The following is a 16,665-nucleotide window of genomic DNA, read 5'->3' as shown; positions in this document are numbered from 1 at the left end:
CCGGCATTCTCACAGGAGATTACTCCCCTTCCCCCGGGAACAGGAACGGGTTGATCGAGCTACGGGCAAAGCCCTCCTGCTCCATCTTCGCGTCCAGGATCAGCGAGGCGAGATCGTCGGCTACCGCTTCGACTTTCGGGTCTTTTTCCTGATACAGAATCTTCAGGTAGGTCCCGCAGTCGCCGCAGCTTTCGGCTTTCACCGCCGCGTCTTCGTTTTCCAGCGACCAATAGTTCAGATCGCGGGTCTGTTCGCAGTTGCTGCACTTGATGCGCACCACGTGCCACTCGGTTTCACACAGGTTGCAGTGCAAGTAGCGCAGCCCCTGCGTCGTACCAATCTGTACCATGCTGGAGACCGGCATTGAGCCGCACACCGGGCAAAACTGGCGCGCTTCGCCATATTCAGCGCGGGCTTTACCCGGGATCAGGCTCGCCATTTGCGCCCAGTAGAGCGACAGCGCAGCCCAGATGAACGGCGCTTTATCGCTGCTCACCAGCGAGAAGTCGGAGGCAAACAGCGCGCTCGCCATCTCTTCCAGCTCTTGCTCTGAGGCTTTTTCCAGGTTCTCAATGACCGCCAGCGCCGTGCCGCTCATTTCGGGCTTCAGCTCGGCAATCAGCGAATGCAGCAGCTTATGCCAGTGCTTGTCGCGCGGCAGAACGTGAATGTCCAGCGGCGGCTTGCCCTGCGCATTGGCTTCTTTGATGCGTGCGGTCAGATCCATTTGCAGCGGGTGGTCGTATAGCACCACTTCCTGCGCATGGGCGACCAGCGCGGCAAAACGCAGAAAATCGCCCAGCGGGTTGTTCTCTGCCAGCTCGCGCAGACGCTCTGCGCGGCGGTTGTAGAGGTTCTTGAGTCTGGGGAACAACAACGGCGGAATATAATCCGCCGTGCGTTTCTCGCTCGACCCCAGCTCATCTTGCGGGATTATGCGAATACTCATTCAGATGACTTTTCCTGTTTCTGGCGGACTTCACGGTACCAGCGCGGGTGATGTTTCTTCGCCCATGTACTGGTTACCCATCCTTCCACCATCGCGGTAATGGTGCCTTTCACCCAAAGGGCGGCGTAGATATGCACCATGATAACCACAATTAACGCCACTGCGGCAAATGAATGCAGCATCAGCGCAAATCGGATCACCGGGATTGAGAAAGCAGGCGCAAAGTACGGACGCCAGATGATCACGCCGCTCACCAGCAACAGGACCAGGAAGATAATCGCCGCCCAGAATACGCATTTCTGGCCGAAGTTATAACGCCCGGTATCACCCACTTCCTCGTTGACGACGATCTTACGAATATTCTTCGCCCAAAAGATATCATCCCGATTGATTAGGTTATGGTGCCAGTAGCGGAAAAACATGATGATAAACGAGGCAAACATCACCACACCCACGAACGGGTGCAGGATGCGCGCCAGCTGCGGCGTGCCCAGTATCTGCATCAGCCAGTTGAAGGAGGGGAAGAAGAACCCCAGCCCGCTTATCGCCGCCAGCATGAAGCAGAAGGCGGTGACCCAGTGGTTGATGCGTTCCGGCGCGGTGTAGCGCACGATGGTGTCACGTTTTCTCATTTGCGCACCTCGTCTTTCTCTTCATGCAGGTTATCGTCTTCCTCTTCCGCGCGGTTCGGACCAACGCCGACGTAGTGGAAGATGCTCGCTGCAAAGGTGGCCGCAAAACCGACCGCGGCCAGCGGTTTCCAGATACCTTTCCAGAACTTCACGGTGGCGCTGATTTCCGGGTTCTCCGGCAGGCCATGGTACAGATTCGGCTTGTCGGCGTGGTGCAGCACGTACATCACGTGCGTACCGCCAACCCCGGCCGGATCGTACAGGCCCGCGTTATCGTAACCACGGGTTTTCAGCTCGCCCACGCGCTCTGCCGCCAGCGTTTTCATATCCTCTTTAGAGCCAAAGTGGATAGCGCCGGTTGGGCAGGTCTTCACGCAGGCTGGCTCCTGACCGACATTTACGCGGTCAACGCACAGCGTACATTTGTAGACGCGGTTGTCTTCCGGGTTCATGCGCGGCACGTCGAACGGACAGCCCGCGATGCAGTAGCCGCAGCCAATACACTGCTCAGACTGGAAGTCGACGATGCCGTTGGCATACTGAATGATAGCCCCTTCTGACGGACACGCCTTCAGGCAGCCCGGATCCGCACAGTGCATACAGCCGTCTTTGCGGATAAGCCATTCCAGTTTGTCGTTCTGTTCCACTTCCGAGAAACGCATTACCGTCCAGGACTTGGCGGTCAGGTCCGCCGGGTTGTCGTACACCCCGACGTTGTGACCCACTTCGTCACGGATGTCGTTCCACTCTGAACAAGCCACCTGACAGGCTTTACAGCCGATACAGGTGGTCACGTCGATAAGCTTCGCCACTTCCTGCTGGTGGTCCCGCGCCTGAGGCGCGGGCGTGAAACCGTTAGTCGCGGAACGACGGATAATGTCTTGAGATTGATAAGCCATAAGTCGTCTCCGTTACACCTTTTCCACGTTCACGAGGAAGGCCTTAAACTCCGGCGTCTGTGTGTTCGCATCCCCGACGAACGGCGTCAGGGTATTCGCAATGAACCCTTTCTTCGCCACGCCCTCATAACCCCAGTGAATTGGGATGCCGATGGTATCCACCTGCTGACCATGAACGTTCAGCGTGCGAATACGCTTGGTCACCACCGCCTTGGCTTTGATGTAGCCGCGGTTAGAGGAGACCTTCACGGTATCGCCATGGGCGATGCCGAGCTTGCCCGCCAGCTTCTCGCCGATCTCCACAAACTGTTCCGGCTGCGCGATGGCATTCAGCAGCGCGTGCTTGGTCCAGTAGTGGAAGTGCTCAGTCAGACGGTAAGTGGTGCCGACATACGGGAACTTGTCCTTTTTACCCAGCGCTTCAAAATCGCCCTTGAAGATACGGGCTGCCGGGTTAGAGACCACGTTCGGGTGCAGCGGGTTAGTACCCAGCGGCGTCTCAAACGGCTCATAGTGTTCCGGGAACGGACCTTCCGCCATCTTATCGATAGCAAACAGGCGCCCCATCCCTTCAGGCTGCATGATAAACGGCCCGACATCGCTGCCTGGTGCGGCAGTGCTGTAGTCCGGAATATCCACGCCGCCCCATTTCGCGCCGTCCCACTTGAGTAGCTGACGCTTCGGATCCCACGGGTTGCCCTGCGGGTCAGCAGAGGCACGGTTATAGAGGATGCGGCGGTTAAGCGGCCATGCCCATGCCCAGCCCAGCGTATTACCGAGGCCCGACGGGTCGGCGTTATCGCGGTTGGCCATCTGGTTGCCTTTCGGCGTCCAGCTACCGGCAAAGATCCAGCAGCCGCTTGACGTCGTACCGTCGTCACGCAGGTGTGCGAAGGTGCTGAGCTGATCGCCTTTCTTCGCCAGCACGGTGCCGGTCGCCGGGTCGATAACGTCCGCCAGCGCCTTACCGTTGCTCTCCATGGCCACTTCTTCCGGCGCAGGGTTTTCCGGAGTCGAATAGTTCCAGGTCATGTTCAGCACCGGCTCAGGCGTTGCGCCGCCTTCAGCCGCGTACATTTTACGCAGGCGTAAGAAGATACCGGCCAGGATCTCGCCGTCGTTCAGGGCGATGCCCGGGGCGTCCGCGCCTTTCCAGTGCCACTGCAACCAGCGGCCAGAGTTGACGATAGAGCCGTTCTCTTCCGCGAAGCAGGTGGACGGCAGACGGAACACTTCGGTCTGAATCTTCGACGGGTCGACATCGTTCGACTCACCGTGGTTCTGCCAGAACGTCGAGGTTTCGGTATTGAGCGGGTCAATCGTCACCAGGTACTTCAGTTTCGACAGAGACTCGACAACCTTGTTCTTGTTCGGGAACGACGCCACCGGGTTAAAGCCCTGGCAGATATAGCCGTTGACCTGGCCCTGGTGCATCATTTCGAAGTACTGGAGGACGTCGTACCCTTTGTCCCACTTCGGCAGCCAGTCAAAGCCCCAGCTGTTTTCCGCCGTCGCCTTGTCGCCGTAGAAGGCTTTCATCAGCGAGACGAAGAACTTCGGATAGTTGCCCCAGTAGTTTACCTGGCCTTCGAGCAGCGGTTTTGGCGTGCTGGCCGTCAGATAGGTTTGCAGGTCGGTCTGTTTCTCGCTCGGCAGGTTCATGTAACCCGTCAGGCTCTGAGACAGCAGGCCAAGGTCGGTCAGACCCTGAATGTTGGAGTGACCGCGCAGGGCGTTAACGCCGCCGCCTGCCATCCCCATGTTGCCGAGCAGCAACTGAACCATCGCCATGGTGCGGATGTTCTGCGCGCCGATGGAGTGCTGCGTCCAGCCGAGTGCATACAGGAACGACGCGGTCTTATCTTTGGCGCTGGTTTCGGCGATAAGCTCGCACACCTTCAGGAAGTCCGCCTTCGGCGTCCCACAGATGTTTTCGACAACCTCTGGCGTATAGCGGGACACGTGCTCTTTCAGCAGGTTCCACACGCAGCGCGGGTGTTGCAGGGTGGTGTCGCGCTTCGCAAAGCCGTTTTCGTCCAGCTCGTAGTTCCAGCTGGTTTTGTCGTACCTGCGTTTTTCGGCGTCATAACCGCTGAACAGGCCATCTTCGAAGTGGTAATCCTCACGCACGATCAGGCTGGCGTTGGTATAGGCTTCGGTGTACTCGCGGTTATATTTTTCGTTGGTCATCAGGTACAGCAATACGCCTGACAGGAAAGTGATGTCAGTACCTGAACGAATAGGGGTGTAGAAATCCGCCACTGACGCTGTACGCGTAAAGCGGGGATCGATCACAATCAGCTTCGCGCCGTTGTGGATTTTGGCTTCCATCGCCCAGCGGAACCCGACAGGGTGCGCTTCAGCGGCGTTACCGCCCATCACCACAATAAGGTTGGCGTTCTTGATGTCGACCCAGTGGTTGGTCATCGCACCGCGACCAAATGTTGGAGCAAGACTTGCTACCGTTGGTCCGTGTCAGACACGCGCCTGGTTGTCGACCGCGAGCATACCGAGTGCGCGCGTAAATTTCTGGGTTAAATAGCCGGTTTCGTTACTGGACGCTGAAGCACACAGCATGCCGGTGGAGAGCCAGCGGTTAACGGTGGTGCCTTCGGCATTCTTCGCAATAAAGTTGGCATCGCGGTCTTCTTTCATCAGCTTAGCGATGCGATCGAACGCCTCTTCCCAGCTGATTTGTTGCCATTTGTCAGAGCCGGGAGCACGGTACTCAGGAAACTTCAGGCGGCTTTCAGAGTGGATAAAATCTACCAGACCGGCCCCTTTCGGACACAGCGCACCACGGTTGACCGGATGATCCGGATCGCCTTCGATGTGGAAAATAGATGCTTTGGCGTTTTTCGCACCGTCGCCGAGGCTATACATTAACAGCCCACAGCCGACGGAGCAGTACGTACAGGTGTTACGGGTTTCGCGGGTGCGCAGCAGTTTATACTGCCGAGTTTCCGCCAGCGCTACACCGGGAGCAAAGCCCAGTGCCGCCGCCGTGGTGCCTGCCATACCGCCAGCGCAGATCTTAAAGAACTGCCTTCTGCTGACCTGCATGGGTCACTCCTTGGTTCATTACGACATTGCTATGTAGTTTTACTTTGCGGTTGAGAATTAACCGCAAAGGAGAAAAATTTGCGTTAATCCCTCATTTCTCCGAGGGATAAGCCCAGAATACCACAATGTCGGTACGCCTGTTCCAACGGCGTTAAAACAAAGTGAACGTATTATCACGGCATTGATTATAAAGTGTGATATCAATCACATTTCTCTCTGCGGATGTTAAGGGTGTGTAGCAGATGACCGGTTGCACCCCTCCGAATTGAGTAGGAGAATGGATGCTGAAAAGTTGATCCATACTATGCGTAAGGTCCGCTGTTTGTGGTGCAATAGCAGGCTCACTTCCGTGGTTGTTCAGGAATACCGTCGTGTTTAAACAAAACCGTGCTACCCACGCGTCGCCACTGCCTGCGGGCATTGTGGAACTGTCGGTACACAGACCGCCTCACATTTCACATGCCACGCCGGATTTTCTGGCGGAAGAGGTCCCCGTTGCCCTGGTTTACAACGGGATTTCGCATGTGGTGATGATGGCCTCGCCGAAAGATCTCGAGCTGTTCGCCATCGGTTTCTCCCTCTCGGAAGGCATCATTGCGCATCCGCAGGAGATCTACGGCATGGACGTCGTACCGGCCTGTAACGGTCTCGAAGTGCAAATCGAACTCTCCAGCCGCCGCTTTATGGGGCTGAAAGAGCGCCGCCGGGCGCTGGCCGGACGTACCGGCTGCGGCGTGTGCGGTGTTGAACAGCTTAACGATATCGGCAAACCCATTATCCCGCTGCCGTTCACCCAGACGTTCAATCTGGCGCATCTTGATCGGGCGCTTGTGCACCTGAATGACGTTCAGCCCATCGGCCAGCTCAGCGGTTGTACGCATGCGGCGGCGTGGGTATTGCCGTCGGGGAGCATTGCAGGCGGGCATGAAGATGTTGGCCGCCACGTCGCGCTGGATAAGCTGCTGGGCCGTCGCGCTCGGGAAAACAACGTCTGGCAGCAAGGGGCCGCGCTCGTTTCCAGCCGCGCCAGCTACGAGATGGTGCAAAAATCCGCCATGTGCGGCGTGGAAATTTTGTTTGCGGTGTCAGCGGCAACCACGCTGGCGGTTGAAGTGGCGGAGCGCTGCAACCTGACGCTGGTGGGGTTCTGCAAGCCAGGCAGGGCGACAATTTACACCCATCCGCAGCGATTAATTGTTAATCAGTAATTTTGAATGAGTATAGCAAATCCTTCCGCTTTCAGTTGTTCATGATGAGGTCTAGTATTTATCTCATCAAGGCACGGTGCCTTATCTAAACAACTTAACGAAAGGGTTTATCTCATGAAAAGCATCAAAACTTTTGTCGCAGTAATCGCTCTGGCTACATCTTTCGGTTCTTTCGCTGCGCAGACTGTGACCGCATCCGCCTCTACGCTGGACGGTGCAGAAGCTAAAATCGCCGCACAGGCTCAGGAAGCGGGCGCGTCATCCTACAAAATTACTCAGGCATTCACCGGTAACCGCGTACACATGACCGCTGAACTGAACAAATAATTTCGCAGTACCGTCGAAAGAGCGCCCCTGGGGCGCTTTTTTAGTTTATGCCCGCCAGACGCAGTAGCGCCGTCACCACCGCCGCCGCGACGATCACCACAATTAACGGCATTTTGCGCCAGGCCAGAAACACCGCGAACCCCACCCCCAGCACGCACGCCATCCCGGCAAAATGGTCCCCTTCATAAAACGTTGTCGCCAGCGCGACGGAGAACAACAAAACGGTAGCCGCATCTGAAAGCAGCGCCTGCGACCGTTCAGAAAGCGCCAGCCGGCTGCCGAGTTTTGCCCCGCCGAGACGCATCAGATAGGTTCCGGCAGAAAGAATGGCGATGCCGAGAATAAAGACCGTCATGTTTTCCATTATTTTTTCCTCGCGGCAAGGCCGAGCAAAGAGAGCAGCACCGGCAGGCCAACCGGCGCAAACGGTACGGCGGCCAGCGACAACACCGCGCCGCTACAGGCGCGGATCAGCGTGGTACGGTTTTTAAATGCCGGCACCACTAACGCCAGCAGGATCGCCGGGAACACCGCGTCCAGCCCGATGGTTTCCGGGTCTGGCAGTAGCTTGCCGACCATCGCCCCCAGCACCGCGCCCAGCGGCCAGATGATTGCCACGCCTAACCCGCACAGCCAGTAGGCCGCTTTACGCTGCTCGGCGGTTTTTTGCGACAGGCCAAACACCACGCTTTCATCGTTCATGATATGACAGCCCAGAAAGCTCAGGCCGCGCTTGCCCACCAGGTCACGCACCGTCACGCCGAACGGCACATGGCGCGCGTTTACCAGTAAACCGGCTGCGGCCGCCGCCAGCGGATTGCCGCCGCTCGCCACGATGCCGATAAACATAAACTCGGATGCGCCTGCCAGCACCGTGAGGGAGAGGACAAACGGCACCCACAGCGGGAAGCCGTAGGCCATCGCCAGCGAGCCGTAGGACATGCCGACCACGCCCACCGCGAGGCAGACCAAGACGATCGCTTTTATCGTGTCGCCTTTCAGGCAAGAGAGGTGATTCTTCATACCATTTTAGCCATATCGAACGTATTTCCATTATAATGAACGCATCAAAAACGTTTTACAAGGCGAACGATTCGTTCGTTATAGAGAGAATGAGGCCGTTATTATGACGCAGCCAATCAGCGTAATCGCCAGAAGCCTGGTGCGAGAACGCCTGCGAACCGGACTTTCGCTGGCGGAGATCGCCCGCCGTGCCGGGATCGCTAAATCCACGCTTTCTCAACTGGAGTCTGGCAACGGCAACCCTAGCCTGGAAACGCTCTGGTCGCTTTGCGTGGCGCTGGATATTCCGTTTGCCCGGTTACTGGAGCCGCAACAACCCGTCACGCAGGTGCTCCGCCGCGGCGAGGGCACAAAAGTTGTCGCCGGGCAGGCGAACTACGAGGCGATTTTGCTCGCGGCGTGTCCGCCGGGGGCGCGTCGTGATATCTACCTGCTGCTGACTCAGCCGGGGGCAGACCGTATTTCCCAGCCGCATCCGCCAGGGTCGGTTGAGCATATTATCGTGACCCAGGGGCGGGCGATGGTCGGCCTGATCGACGCGGCAGAAGAGCTCGGCCCGGGAGATTACATTTGCTATCCCGCTGACCAGCCGCATATCTTTAAGGCGCTGGAGCCAGATACGCACGCGCTGCTGGTGGCGGAACAAAGCTAAACAGCGGCAAACCCGCTGCCGGTAAGACGACAGCGGGGCGATAAAATGAGACTAAGATCATAAAACAAAATATCCATATTAAATATATTCGACCATTAAATCATTTATGGCGTGAATTGTTCTTTGTACTTTAATTTAAGTTTAATACAGTTTTTAGAATATTTAATCATTTGGATTATAAATGAATATGAAAGACTAATTGTTCGTTTATGCGAGAATTCATTGGGTTAGGTGGGAGACGTCACGTTTAATGGCGATACTTTATCCTGTTAACCTATTTTTGTTATTCATAGAATTTATGTGTGATTACCTTGTTTTTTCGCAGGGTTGCTTATTTTTATGATTTGTTAACCTCTGAAATATATTTACACATAATTTTTATAGGGGTATGTTTGTTCTAAGAAATAATCATTATTCGCGCATTGGCTCTTATAACGATAAGGGCATGTAAAGGAGACAATAAAAATGAAAAAAAGAGTGCTGGTTGCATTTATTGTATCTGTCGGAGTAAGTGGCGCTGTCTATGCAAATAATACCGTACGTTTTTTAGGAGAAGTTACCGATCAAACCTGTACCATAAAAATTAATGGCACCGATTCTTATCCGGTTGTCCTGTTGCCTGCCGTTAGTAAAAGCGAGCTGACGGCCGCGGGGTCCAGCGCAGGGCAAACGCCTTTCACTGTGACGTTGAGCGGCTGCGATGTTACTGCGACGTCGTCATCTTCGGCAGGCGTACGTTTTGTCAGTAATTATCTGGACGGTAACAACCTAAAAAATATCGCGGCGGCAAGCCCGGCGACGAACGTTGCTATTCAGCTACTTGAAGGCACGACCGAGCTGGACTTCACCAGCGGCATAGCAAAAACGTCTATGCAGACGGTAGGTGGAACGAGCGGTCCAGACTCTGTCTCCTTTGATATGGCTGCACGTTACTACTCTTCTGCTGGCGGGGCTACGGCCGGAGCAGTAGAAGCGCAAGCACAGTTCGCAATTACCTATTTGTAACTCTTTTAGGCGCTACTTAACGTAGCGCCATTTATTCCCTATTAATTAGGGAGGTGTATATGCTGTACACTAATAAATGCTGTTTTATTGCTGTAATGGCATTTTTGTCTTCTGTTTTTATATCGAACATAGCATCTTCCAGTGTTATTCTTAAAGGTAATAGAATAATTTATTCTGCTGATGCAAAAGATAAGGTTGTAGAATTTTCTAACAATGGTGATACACCGATGCTGGTGCAGGTGTGGCTGGATAAAAATAACCCAGACTCAACGCCAGACACAGCGGATGCACCTTTTATCGTCACGCCACAAATATTTCGGATTAATGCGCTGAATGGTCATGCGCTGCGGCTAAAATTTACAGGGCAGACCCAACAGCTCCCACAGGATCGCGAGTCCGTGTTCTGGTTTAATTATTTGCAATATCCCGCCATTAAATCGTCCGATCTTGCACAGAATCGCCTGGCATTGATTGTAAAAAGCCGGCTCAAAGTATTTTATCGCCCGCCCGGTCTGCGCGGCGACGCCAGTCAGGCTCTGACGCAACTTCAGGTGCAGCGTAAAGGAAATATGCTGACGTTACAAAACCCTACGCCATGGCATATTTCACTGCGCAACGCGCTGTTAACCCGAGGTGAGAAATCTACGGCGGTTGGCCAATCGGTGATGATTCCACCATTTGGCGACACACGCTGGGTTTTAACCGATCCGGTGGCCACATCTGTCACGGTTTACGCCATGAATGATTATGGCACGGCGGTGAGCCACACCTTCACGCTGCCTCGCTAGAAGTCGACATGGAAAGAGTGGGCAGGGAGGGTTTTATGCTCCGACATCGCGCGTATCCCCGGTGTTGTCTGTTTGTCTCGACGCTGACGTTAATCAGCGCCTCTTTCGTGCAAGCGCAAGAAGCGTATGTCTTTGACGCGTCGCTACTTCGCGGGTCTGGCCTGAATAAGGTTGATATTGAACAGTTAAACCAGGATTCAATGATCAAGCCCGGCAGTTATACACTGGATCTATATGTTAACGGTACGCTGGCCGCGAGGGATGACATCGTATTTACAGCCGTGGAACATCGCGTAATGCCGTGTTTTAGCTGGGGTACCTTAAAAAAGATTGGGCTGAAATCGTTGCCGGAAGAGCCTGGAGAAGGCTGCTATCGTCCGGACAATGCGCTTTTTTCCGGCATCACGGTGAGCAGCGTGATGTCGCAAATGCGTGTTGATTTTTCGGTACCACAAACCCTGCTGGATAAACTGCCGCGAGGAGGGATACGTGAAGAGAGCCTGGAGTCCGGAGAAAGTATGCTCTTTCTCAACTACATGGCTAACCAGTACCACGTCACGCAAAAGCAGGATGGCGGTGGCACGACAGACTCCACTTACCTGAACCTGAATGGCGGGTTAAATCTGGGACTGTGGCGCTATCGTCAGCAGTCTGCGCTCAACTATGACAGCGATCTGGGCAGCCATTGGACAACAACGCGGCGCTATGTCCAGCGAGCGATTGTGCCGCTGCGCAGTGAAATGATGATTGGCGAAGGCTACACCGACGGCAGATTTTTTTCCGGGATCAGCTTTCGCGGCGTGCAGCTCACCTCCGATACCCGAATGCGTCCGGAATCTCAGCGCGGCTACGCGCCAGTGGTGCGTGGGATTGCGCGAACCAACGCCAAAGTAACCATTCGCCAGGGCAACAACACGCTCTATGAAACCACGGTCGCGCCCGGTGCGTTTGCGATTGACGATCTTTATCCCACTAATTACGCAGGCGATCTGAACGTCATTGTCACGGAAGCGGATGGGAATGAAAGTACGTTTAACGTACCCTTTTCCGCGCTGGCGGAATCCATGCGCGCGGGGTTTTCGGAATACAGTGCGACAGTGGGGCGCGTGCGGGACGTGGGCAACAATGACGAATTCAGTGAAATTGTCTGGCAGCACGGGGTAACGAATGCGCTCACTATCAATGCGGGCAATCAACTGGCAAACGGCTATCAGGCGTTTATGCTCGGCGGCGTTTACAGTTCCACGCTGGGCGCATGGGGGATGGACAGCACTTTCTCGCGCGCACGGCTGAACAGCGACGATTACCAAACCGGCTGGATGTCCAGGCTCAACTACAGTAAACATTTTCCACAGACGGGGACGTCGGTTGCGTTGGCGGGCTACCGCTACTCTACAGGCGGCTATGCTGAGCTGTACGATGTGCTCGGTTCACGCGCTGCGCATAATGAGGAGTGGCAATCCTCCACCTGGCGGCAGCGCTCCAGGGTTGAGCTTTCGGCCAGCCAGGCGCTGGACTGGTTGGGTAATATTAATCTTTCCTTCTCTTCACAGGACTATCGCGACCAGAAAAGCCGCGATAAGCAGCTTCAGGCCAGCTGGAGTAAGGCATTTGCCTACGGCATATCGGTGAACCTTACGGCGGCGCGCACCCGACGAATCACCCCATCTTCACAAAACGGCATGGGGAACGCCGTCGACTGGAGCGACGCCTGGCAGGCAAAAACGCAAACGCTGTGGTCATTATCGTTTTCTATTCCGCTTGGGCAGAGTCGCTACTCGCCAATGCTTTCGATTAGCGCTAACCATAGTGATGATGACGGCGGAGATTATCAGTCGACGCTTAGCGGGGTGATGGGTGAGCGCGATCCGCTGAGCTACAGCCTCAACTACGCCACAAACGATCGCGGGGAGCAGTCTGTCTGGGGAGCAAATTTTCAGAAGAATTTCCCTTGGGCCAGCGGCGGCGCGTCGTGGTCTTCCTCCAGCGATTACTGGCAGGCGTCGGCATCGTTACAGGGGGCACTGGTATTGCATCGTGGAGGTATCACGCCGGGACCGTATCTTGGTGACACCTTCGCATTGATTGAAGCACCCGGTGCGGATGGCGCACGGATATCCGGCGGGCAAGGGGCACAGGTGAACGCGTTTGGCTATGCGCTTGCACCATCGTTGGTGCCTTATCAGTTCAATACTGTCAGCCTGGACCCGCAAGACATGGCCGACGATGTGGAACTCCAGACATCGGTTCAGCGTGTTGCGCCATTCGCCGGGGCGATGGTTCGCCTGCGCTACACCACGCTTCAGGGACAGGCCATGTTGATCACTGCGCAGAGGCTGAAAGGTGAGCTTATCCCGATGGGGGCCGCCGTTTACGATGAGTATGACAACAGCATTGGCATGATGGGGCAGGCGAGTCAGCTCTATTTTCGCGCCAGCGACGAGAAAGGCATATTGCGGATTAAGTGGGGGGAGGCCCAGCAGGAAAGCTGTCGAATAGCCTGGCAAAATACGCAGCCGTCGGAACCGTTACGGGTATTAACGTTGCCTTGCCGTTAAGCCCACCAGGGAGGAAATCATGAACAGACTACGTTTTGTCGTCGCGGCATTTTGCCTGATGAGCGTGGCGGCGTTTGCCCAGTGCGAAAAAGGGCCAAAATTCGAGCACACCGAAGAGGACGCAATGGGGACAGGGCTTGCGCTGGGGCGTATCAATGTCAGCAGCATTGACGTTCAGCCGGAAGGTACAGTTTTGGCTAGTAGCGTGGTGCGCTTCTCTGATAATCCGCTCTATAGCAGCCCCGATAATATTTTGTGGGTCTGCGATATTAGCGATAAAAATAACATCTTCGAAATCATTGCCACTAACGGAGATGACCGTTACGGCGGCTACTGGGATATGGGGCAGGCAAGCGGTAATCCGAATGTTTACGGCACCTTATTTAAAAAAGTCGGGGTGCGTTTAACGCACCTTAACTCAGGCACTGTGTTTACCCGAAATTATCAACGGATACCGATGACCCGTTACGCGGTCTCAGACGATGGCAAAAAAATTTATATTCGGGTCAAGGATTTTAGCCCCATTCGCGCCGAGGCGATTCGTCTCAGCGCAGATGTTCCCACCAACACGGGAGCTGGAACCTGGTGTGGCGCTCCGGTGAGTAGCGGCAGCTATAGCTGTAATCAGCCCAATGGCTACGTCAGTTTTTGTTCGCCGGGCAGTAAAAATAACGATGCTTACTGTGATTCCGGAGACTCGGCAACCAGTTACACCGGGTGGGGTTACGATAACTGGATGGCGTTAAACATGGGAACGGCACCTGTCTCAACGCTGACCACCATCGCTACGTGCGTGGCGAAAAACGTCACGCCTGTGGTCGTGTTCCCTTCTATTTCGCGAACTGAGCTGGAAAGCGGCAAAGCGGCGCAAGCCAATTTCAGCGTGACGGTTCGTTGTGAAAATACAGCCGTCGGCGGTGTGGCGCAAAACCAGACGGCGCTGGGGTTACAGGTGCCTTACGAAAGCTTTCTCGCCGCGCAAACTCTTGGGCTGGTAAACAGCAGCGGCGGGGTGAGCCATCTCCTTTCCGAGAATTACGGACAAACCGGTATGGCAAGGGGAGTGGGGATACAGATTGCTAATGCCAGCGACGGTATAGTTCGCCAGTTCCTCGGTTGGGATCGCTGTACGACCACCAGTTGCGCAACGGGCAATAGCGGTGGCTGGTATCCCGTCAATGTAGGGGCAACCCGAATTGCAGGATCAGGGAATACCCAGGACTACCTGATTAACTTTAATGCTTCACTGGTGCGTTTACCTGACGAGGCGATCGCTGCCGGTAAGGTAGATGCCAGGGCGTATGTTTGGGTGAAAGTGCAATGATGCGTATTTCTCTGTTATTGCTATGGATGCTTGTGTCCTGGCCCTGCGCAGCGGGCATTATTGCCTCCGCAACGCGTGTGATTTTTCATGAAGGCGAAGCGCAACAGAGTCTGATGCTGGTGAATACCAATCCGTGGCCGGTAGTCGTGCAAACCTGGGTGGATGATGGCGATATCAATCGCGAACCGGGAAGTGTTAAAACGCCGTTTGTTGCGGTGCCGCCGTTGTTTCGTCTGGAGCCTAAGGGCGTACAAGGGCTACGTATCATGCACAACAAAGCGCGTATGCCCACTGACCGGGAATCGGCATTCTGGCTGAACATCTATGAAATCCCGCCTACCGGAAGTGTTGCCACACAACAACAAAGCATGGTGCTGACGATGAATACACAGATGAAAATATTCTGGCGTCCGGCGTCGCTCAACAATCCAGAAAGCGCGTGGGCGCGATTAACCTTTCATCGCGAGGGTTCTGTGCTGGTTTGTCATAATGATTCGCCTTACTTTGTCTCTTTTGCGGGCATTAACTTTAAGGCAGGCGAAAAGCTGTATCCGGTGACACAACTACCCGACATGATGGTTGCCCCCTTCGGGGAGAAGCGCTACGCCTTTGCCGCCAATGCCCCCTTCTCCGGGCAGGTGCAGGGGGAGTTAATCGACGACAACGGTAATAGCGCTGTTTATAACTGGCCGGTTAAATAACGCGACCCGACACAATATGCCGGGCCATGGCTCAGTCCAGGTAAAACACCTCGTTCAGCTCCGCACTCACCGGGCTGTTGTCCGGGTTAGACGGCATAACGTCAGCCATATGTTTCCACCAGCGCTGGCAGACGTCGGTGTTTGCCACCGCGTTCCAGCGCTCCTCCGATTCAATCTCCACTGTCGCAAACAGCAGGTTGCGGGCTTTGTCGAGGTAAATGGCGTAGTGGTGCGCGCCGTGGGCTTTCAGTACCGCTTCCAGCTCAGGCCAGATCGGGTTGTGGCGGCGCGCATACTCCTCGTGCGCATCCGGGTTTACCTGCATCACAAACGCTTTGCGGATCATAATGCCTCCAGGTACAGCTCGCGGACCTCATCGCGGCTGGCGGTACGTGGGTTGCACGGCGCGCACGGGTCAGCGAGCGCTTTATCCAGCCAGCCTTCAATATCGGCTTTGGTCACGCCAAGCTGGCTAAATCCGGACGGAATGCCGACCCGGGCGCTCAGATCGCGAATCGCCTGAATGGCGGACATGCTGGCCGCTTCGTCGCTCATGCCGCGCGTGTCAACGCCCATCGCCTGCGCCACACGGGCGAATCGGGCGACCGCGTTCGGGCGGTTAAAGTTTTCGATGATCGGCAGCAGGATGGCGTTGCAGACGCCGTGCGGCAGGTTGTGCGTCGCGCCCGGCTGGTGCGCCAGAGCATGCACCAACCCCAGCCCGGCGCTGTTAAACGCCATGCCCGCCAGATACTGCCCAAAGGCCATCTGCTCGCGCGCTTCCAGGTTGTGACCGTCTTCGACCGCTTTCGGCAGCCAGAGGTTGATCAGGCGAATGGCTTCCAGCGCGTTGGCATCGGTCAGCGGGTGTGCGCCCACGGAGACGTAAGCTTCAATGGCGTGGGTTAGCGCGTCCATGCCGGTTGCGGCGGTCACGGAGGCCGGAATATCGAGCATCACGCTGGCATCGTCCACGGCGATATCCGGGATGATGTTCGGGTCGATAATCACCTCTTTAACCTGACGCGCGGCGTCGATGATCACCGCGTTGCTGGTCATCTCCGCTGCCGTGCCTGCGGTGGTGTTGATCGCCACCAGCGGCACGCCCGCGTTTTTCACCTTGCCGACGCCGGAATAATCGGTTGACGGACCGGGGTTGGCGGTGAGGATTTTGATTGCCTTGGCGGTATCAATCGGGCTGCCGCCGCCGAAGGCAATCACGTAATCACACTCCGCGTCCTGATATGCCGCATAGCCTTTCTGCACCAGCGCTTCCGTTGGGTTTGGGAAGACCTCATCGAACAGGTGATACGACATCTGATGGGCGTCGAGCGCGGAAAACAAACTGTCGAGCAGGCCCAGCTTCACCAACTGGCCGTCGGTGACAATCAGCGCTTTTCCCCACTGTTTGTTTGCCACCAGATTGACCATATCGCCGATCGCGCCCGCGCCGTGCAGGCTGATTTTGGGGAGTGCCAACATAAAGCTCATGATAATTCTCCTTAATATGCTTTTGAGGTAATCCGTTCCCCTCAC

At 55.5% G+C, this 16,665-nt stretch carries 16 protein-coding genes; 8 read left to right on the top strand and 8 right to left on the bottom strand.

Going from position 1 to position 16,665, the window contains the following annotated elements; all coding sequences use genetic code 11:
- Window positions 1-19 precede the first annotated feature (19 nt).
- The 4 genes from fdhE to fdnG are packed head-to-tail and all read right to left on the bottom strand — an operon-like array spanning window position 20 to window position 5,543.
- Entirely contained in the window at window positions 20-949 is a 930-nt protein-coding gene (gene fdhE / locus ACQG1K_RS22200; RefSeq protein ID WP_022649835.1) for a formate dehydrogenase accessory protein FdhE, read from the bottom strand.
- Complete coding sequence (fdoI, locus tag ACQG1K_RS22195) at window positions 946-1,581, bottom strand: formate dehydrogenase cytochrome b556 subunit (protein WP_006808711.1); 636 nt, start codon at window positions 1,579-1,581, stop codon at window positions 946-948. The genes fdhE and fdoI overlap by 4 nt, the downstream gene beginning before the upstream one ends.
- Window positions 1,578-2,480, bottom strand: coding sequence for a formate dehydrogenase subunit beta (gene fdxH / locus ACQG1K_RS22190; protein WP_003861960.1), 903 nt, complete (start codon window positions 2,478-2,480; stop codon window positions 1,578-1,580). The genes fdoI and fdxH overlap by 4 nt, the downstream gene beginning before the upstream one ends.
- 12 nt (window positions 2,481-2,492) lie before the next feature.
- Window positions 2,493-5,543, bottom strand: a complete 3,051-nt coding sequence (gene fdnG / locus ACQG1K_RS22185; RefSeq protein WP_087878250.1) for a formate dehydrogenase-N subunit alpha — start codon at window positions 5,541-5,543, stop codon at window positions 2,493-2,495.
- A 371-nt stretch (window positions 5,544-5,914) separates the two neighbouring features.
- On the opposite strand from fdnG, the gene fdhD reads away from it, so the two are divergent.
- Both fdhD and ACQG1K_RS22175 read left to right on the top strand, forming a co-directional pair.
- Window positions 5,915-6,751, top strand: a complete 837-nt coding sequence (fdhD, locus tag ACQG1K_RS22180; RefSeq protein ID WP_045308722.1) for a formate dehydrogenase accessory sulfurtransferase FdhD — start codon at window positions 5,915-5,917, stop codon at window positions 6,749-6,751.
- 114 nt (window positions 6,752-6,865) lie between these two features.
- The gene (locus tag ACQG1K_RS22175; protein ID WP_003861966.1) at window positions 6,866-7,078 is read left to right on the top strand and encodes a DUF1471 domain-containing protein; all 213 of its coding nucleotides are present in this window, start codon (window positions 6,866-6,868) and stop codon (window positions 7,076-7,078) included.
- A 40-nt stretch (window positions 7,079-7,118) separates the two neighbouring features.
- On the opposite strand, the gene ACQG1K_RS22170 is transcribed toward ACQG1K_RS22175, so the two are convergent.
- Complete coding sequence (locus ACQG1K_RS22170) at window positions 7,119-7,442, bottom strand: AzlD domain-containing protein (RefSeq protein ID WP_426720980.1); 324 nt, start codon at window positions 7,440-7,442, stop codon at window positions 7,119-7,121.
- A complete protein-coding gene (locus ACQG1K_RS22165; RefSeq protein WP_003861971.1) occupies window positions 7,442-8,101 on the bottom strand; it encodes an AzlC family ABC transporter permease in 660 nt (219 codons plus the stop codon). Before ACQG1K_RS22165 ends, ACQG1K_RS22170 begins: the two co-directional genes overlap by 1 nt.
- Window positions 8,102-8,204: 103 nt before the next feature.
- Here ACQG1K_RS22165 and ACQG1K_RS22160 point away from each other — a divergent pair, with 103 nt between their 5' ends.
- From ACQG1K_RS22160 to ACQG1K_RS22135, 6 genes are all read left to right on the top strand, one after another.
- Window positions 8,205-8,753, top strand: coding sequence for a helix-turn-helix domain-containing protein (locus tag ACQG1K_RS22160; protein WP_367076170.1), 549 nt, complete (start codon window positions 8,205-8,207; stop codon window positions 8,751-8,753).
- 465 nt (window positions 8,754-9,218) lie between these two features.
- Window positions 9,219-9,758, top strand: coding sequence for a fimbrial protein (locus ACQG1K_RS22155; protein WP_022649829.1), 540 nt, complete (start codon window positions 9,219-9,221; stop codon window positions 9,756-9,758).
- A gap of 59 nt (window positions 9,759-9,817) precedes the next feature.
- A complete protein-coding gene (locus ACQG1K_RS22150) occupies window positions 9,818-10,546 on the top strand; it encodes a fimbrial biogenesis chaperone (RefSeq protein WP_367076168.1) in 729 nt (242 codons plus the stop codon).
- 35 nt (window positions 10,547-10,581) lie between these two features.
- Complete coding sequence (locus tag ACQG1K_RS22145) at window positions 10,582-13,104, top strand: fimbria/pilus outer membrane usher protein (RefSeq protein WP_126490451.1); 2,523 nt, start codon at window positions 10,582-10,584, stop codon at window positions 13,102-13,104.
- Window positions 13,105-13,123: 19 nt separating this feature from the next.
- Window positions 13,124-14,428, top strand: coding sequence for a fimbrial protein (locus ACQG1K_RS22140; RefSeq protein WP_022649826.1), 1,305 nt, complete (start codon window positions 13,124-13,126; stop codon window positions 14,426-14,428).
- A complete protein-coding gene (locus ACQG1K_RS22135; protein ID WP_022649825.1) occupies window positions 14,425-15,129 on the top strand; it encodes a fimbrial biogenesis chaperone in 705 nt (234 codons plus the stop codon). Before ACQG1K_RS22140 ends, ACQG1K_RS22135 begins: the two co-directional genes overlap by 4 nt.
- Window positions 15,130-15,160: 31 nt before the next feature.
- On the opposite strand, the gene rhaM is transcribed toward ACQG1K_RS22135, so the two are convergent.
- Together rhaM and fucO are read right to left on the bottom strand one after the other, a co-directional pair.
- A complete protein-coding gene (rhaM, locus tag ACQG1K_RS22130; RefSeq protein ID WP_022649824.1) occupies window positions 15,161-15,475 on the bottom strand; it encodes an L-rhamnose mutarotase in 315 nt (104 codons plus the stop codon).
- Complete coding sequence (gene fucO / locus ACQG1K_RS22125; RefSeq protein WP_199159599.1) at window positions 15,472-16,620, bottom strand: lactaldehyde reductase; 1,149 nt, start codon at window positions 16,618-16,620, stop codon at window positions 15,472-15,474. Before fucO ends, rhaM begins: the two co-directional genes overlap by 4 nt.
- Between the last annotated feature and the right edge of the window lie 45 nt (window positions 16,621-16,665).

Origin of the sequence: Enterobacter cloacae complex sp. 402C9, from assembly GCF_050030745.1 — a bacterium.
In the GTDB taxonomy this organism is placed as follows: domain Bacteria; phylum Pseudomonadota; class Gammaproteobacteria; order Enterobacterales; family Enterobacteriaceae; genus Enterobacter; species Enterobacter intestinihominis.
The sequence above is the reverse complement of the archived record's forward strand: the minus strand, read 5'-3'. Positions and strand labels throughout refer to the sequence as shown.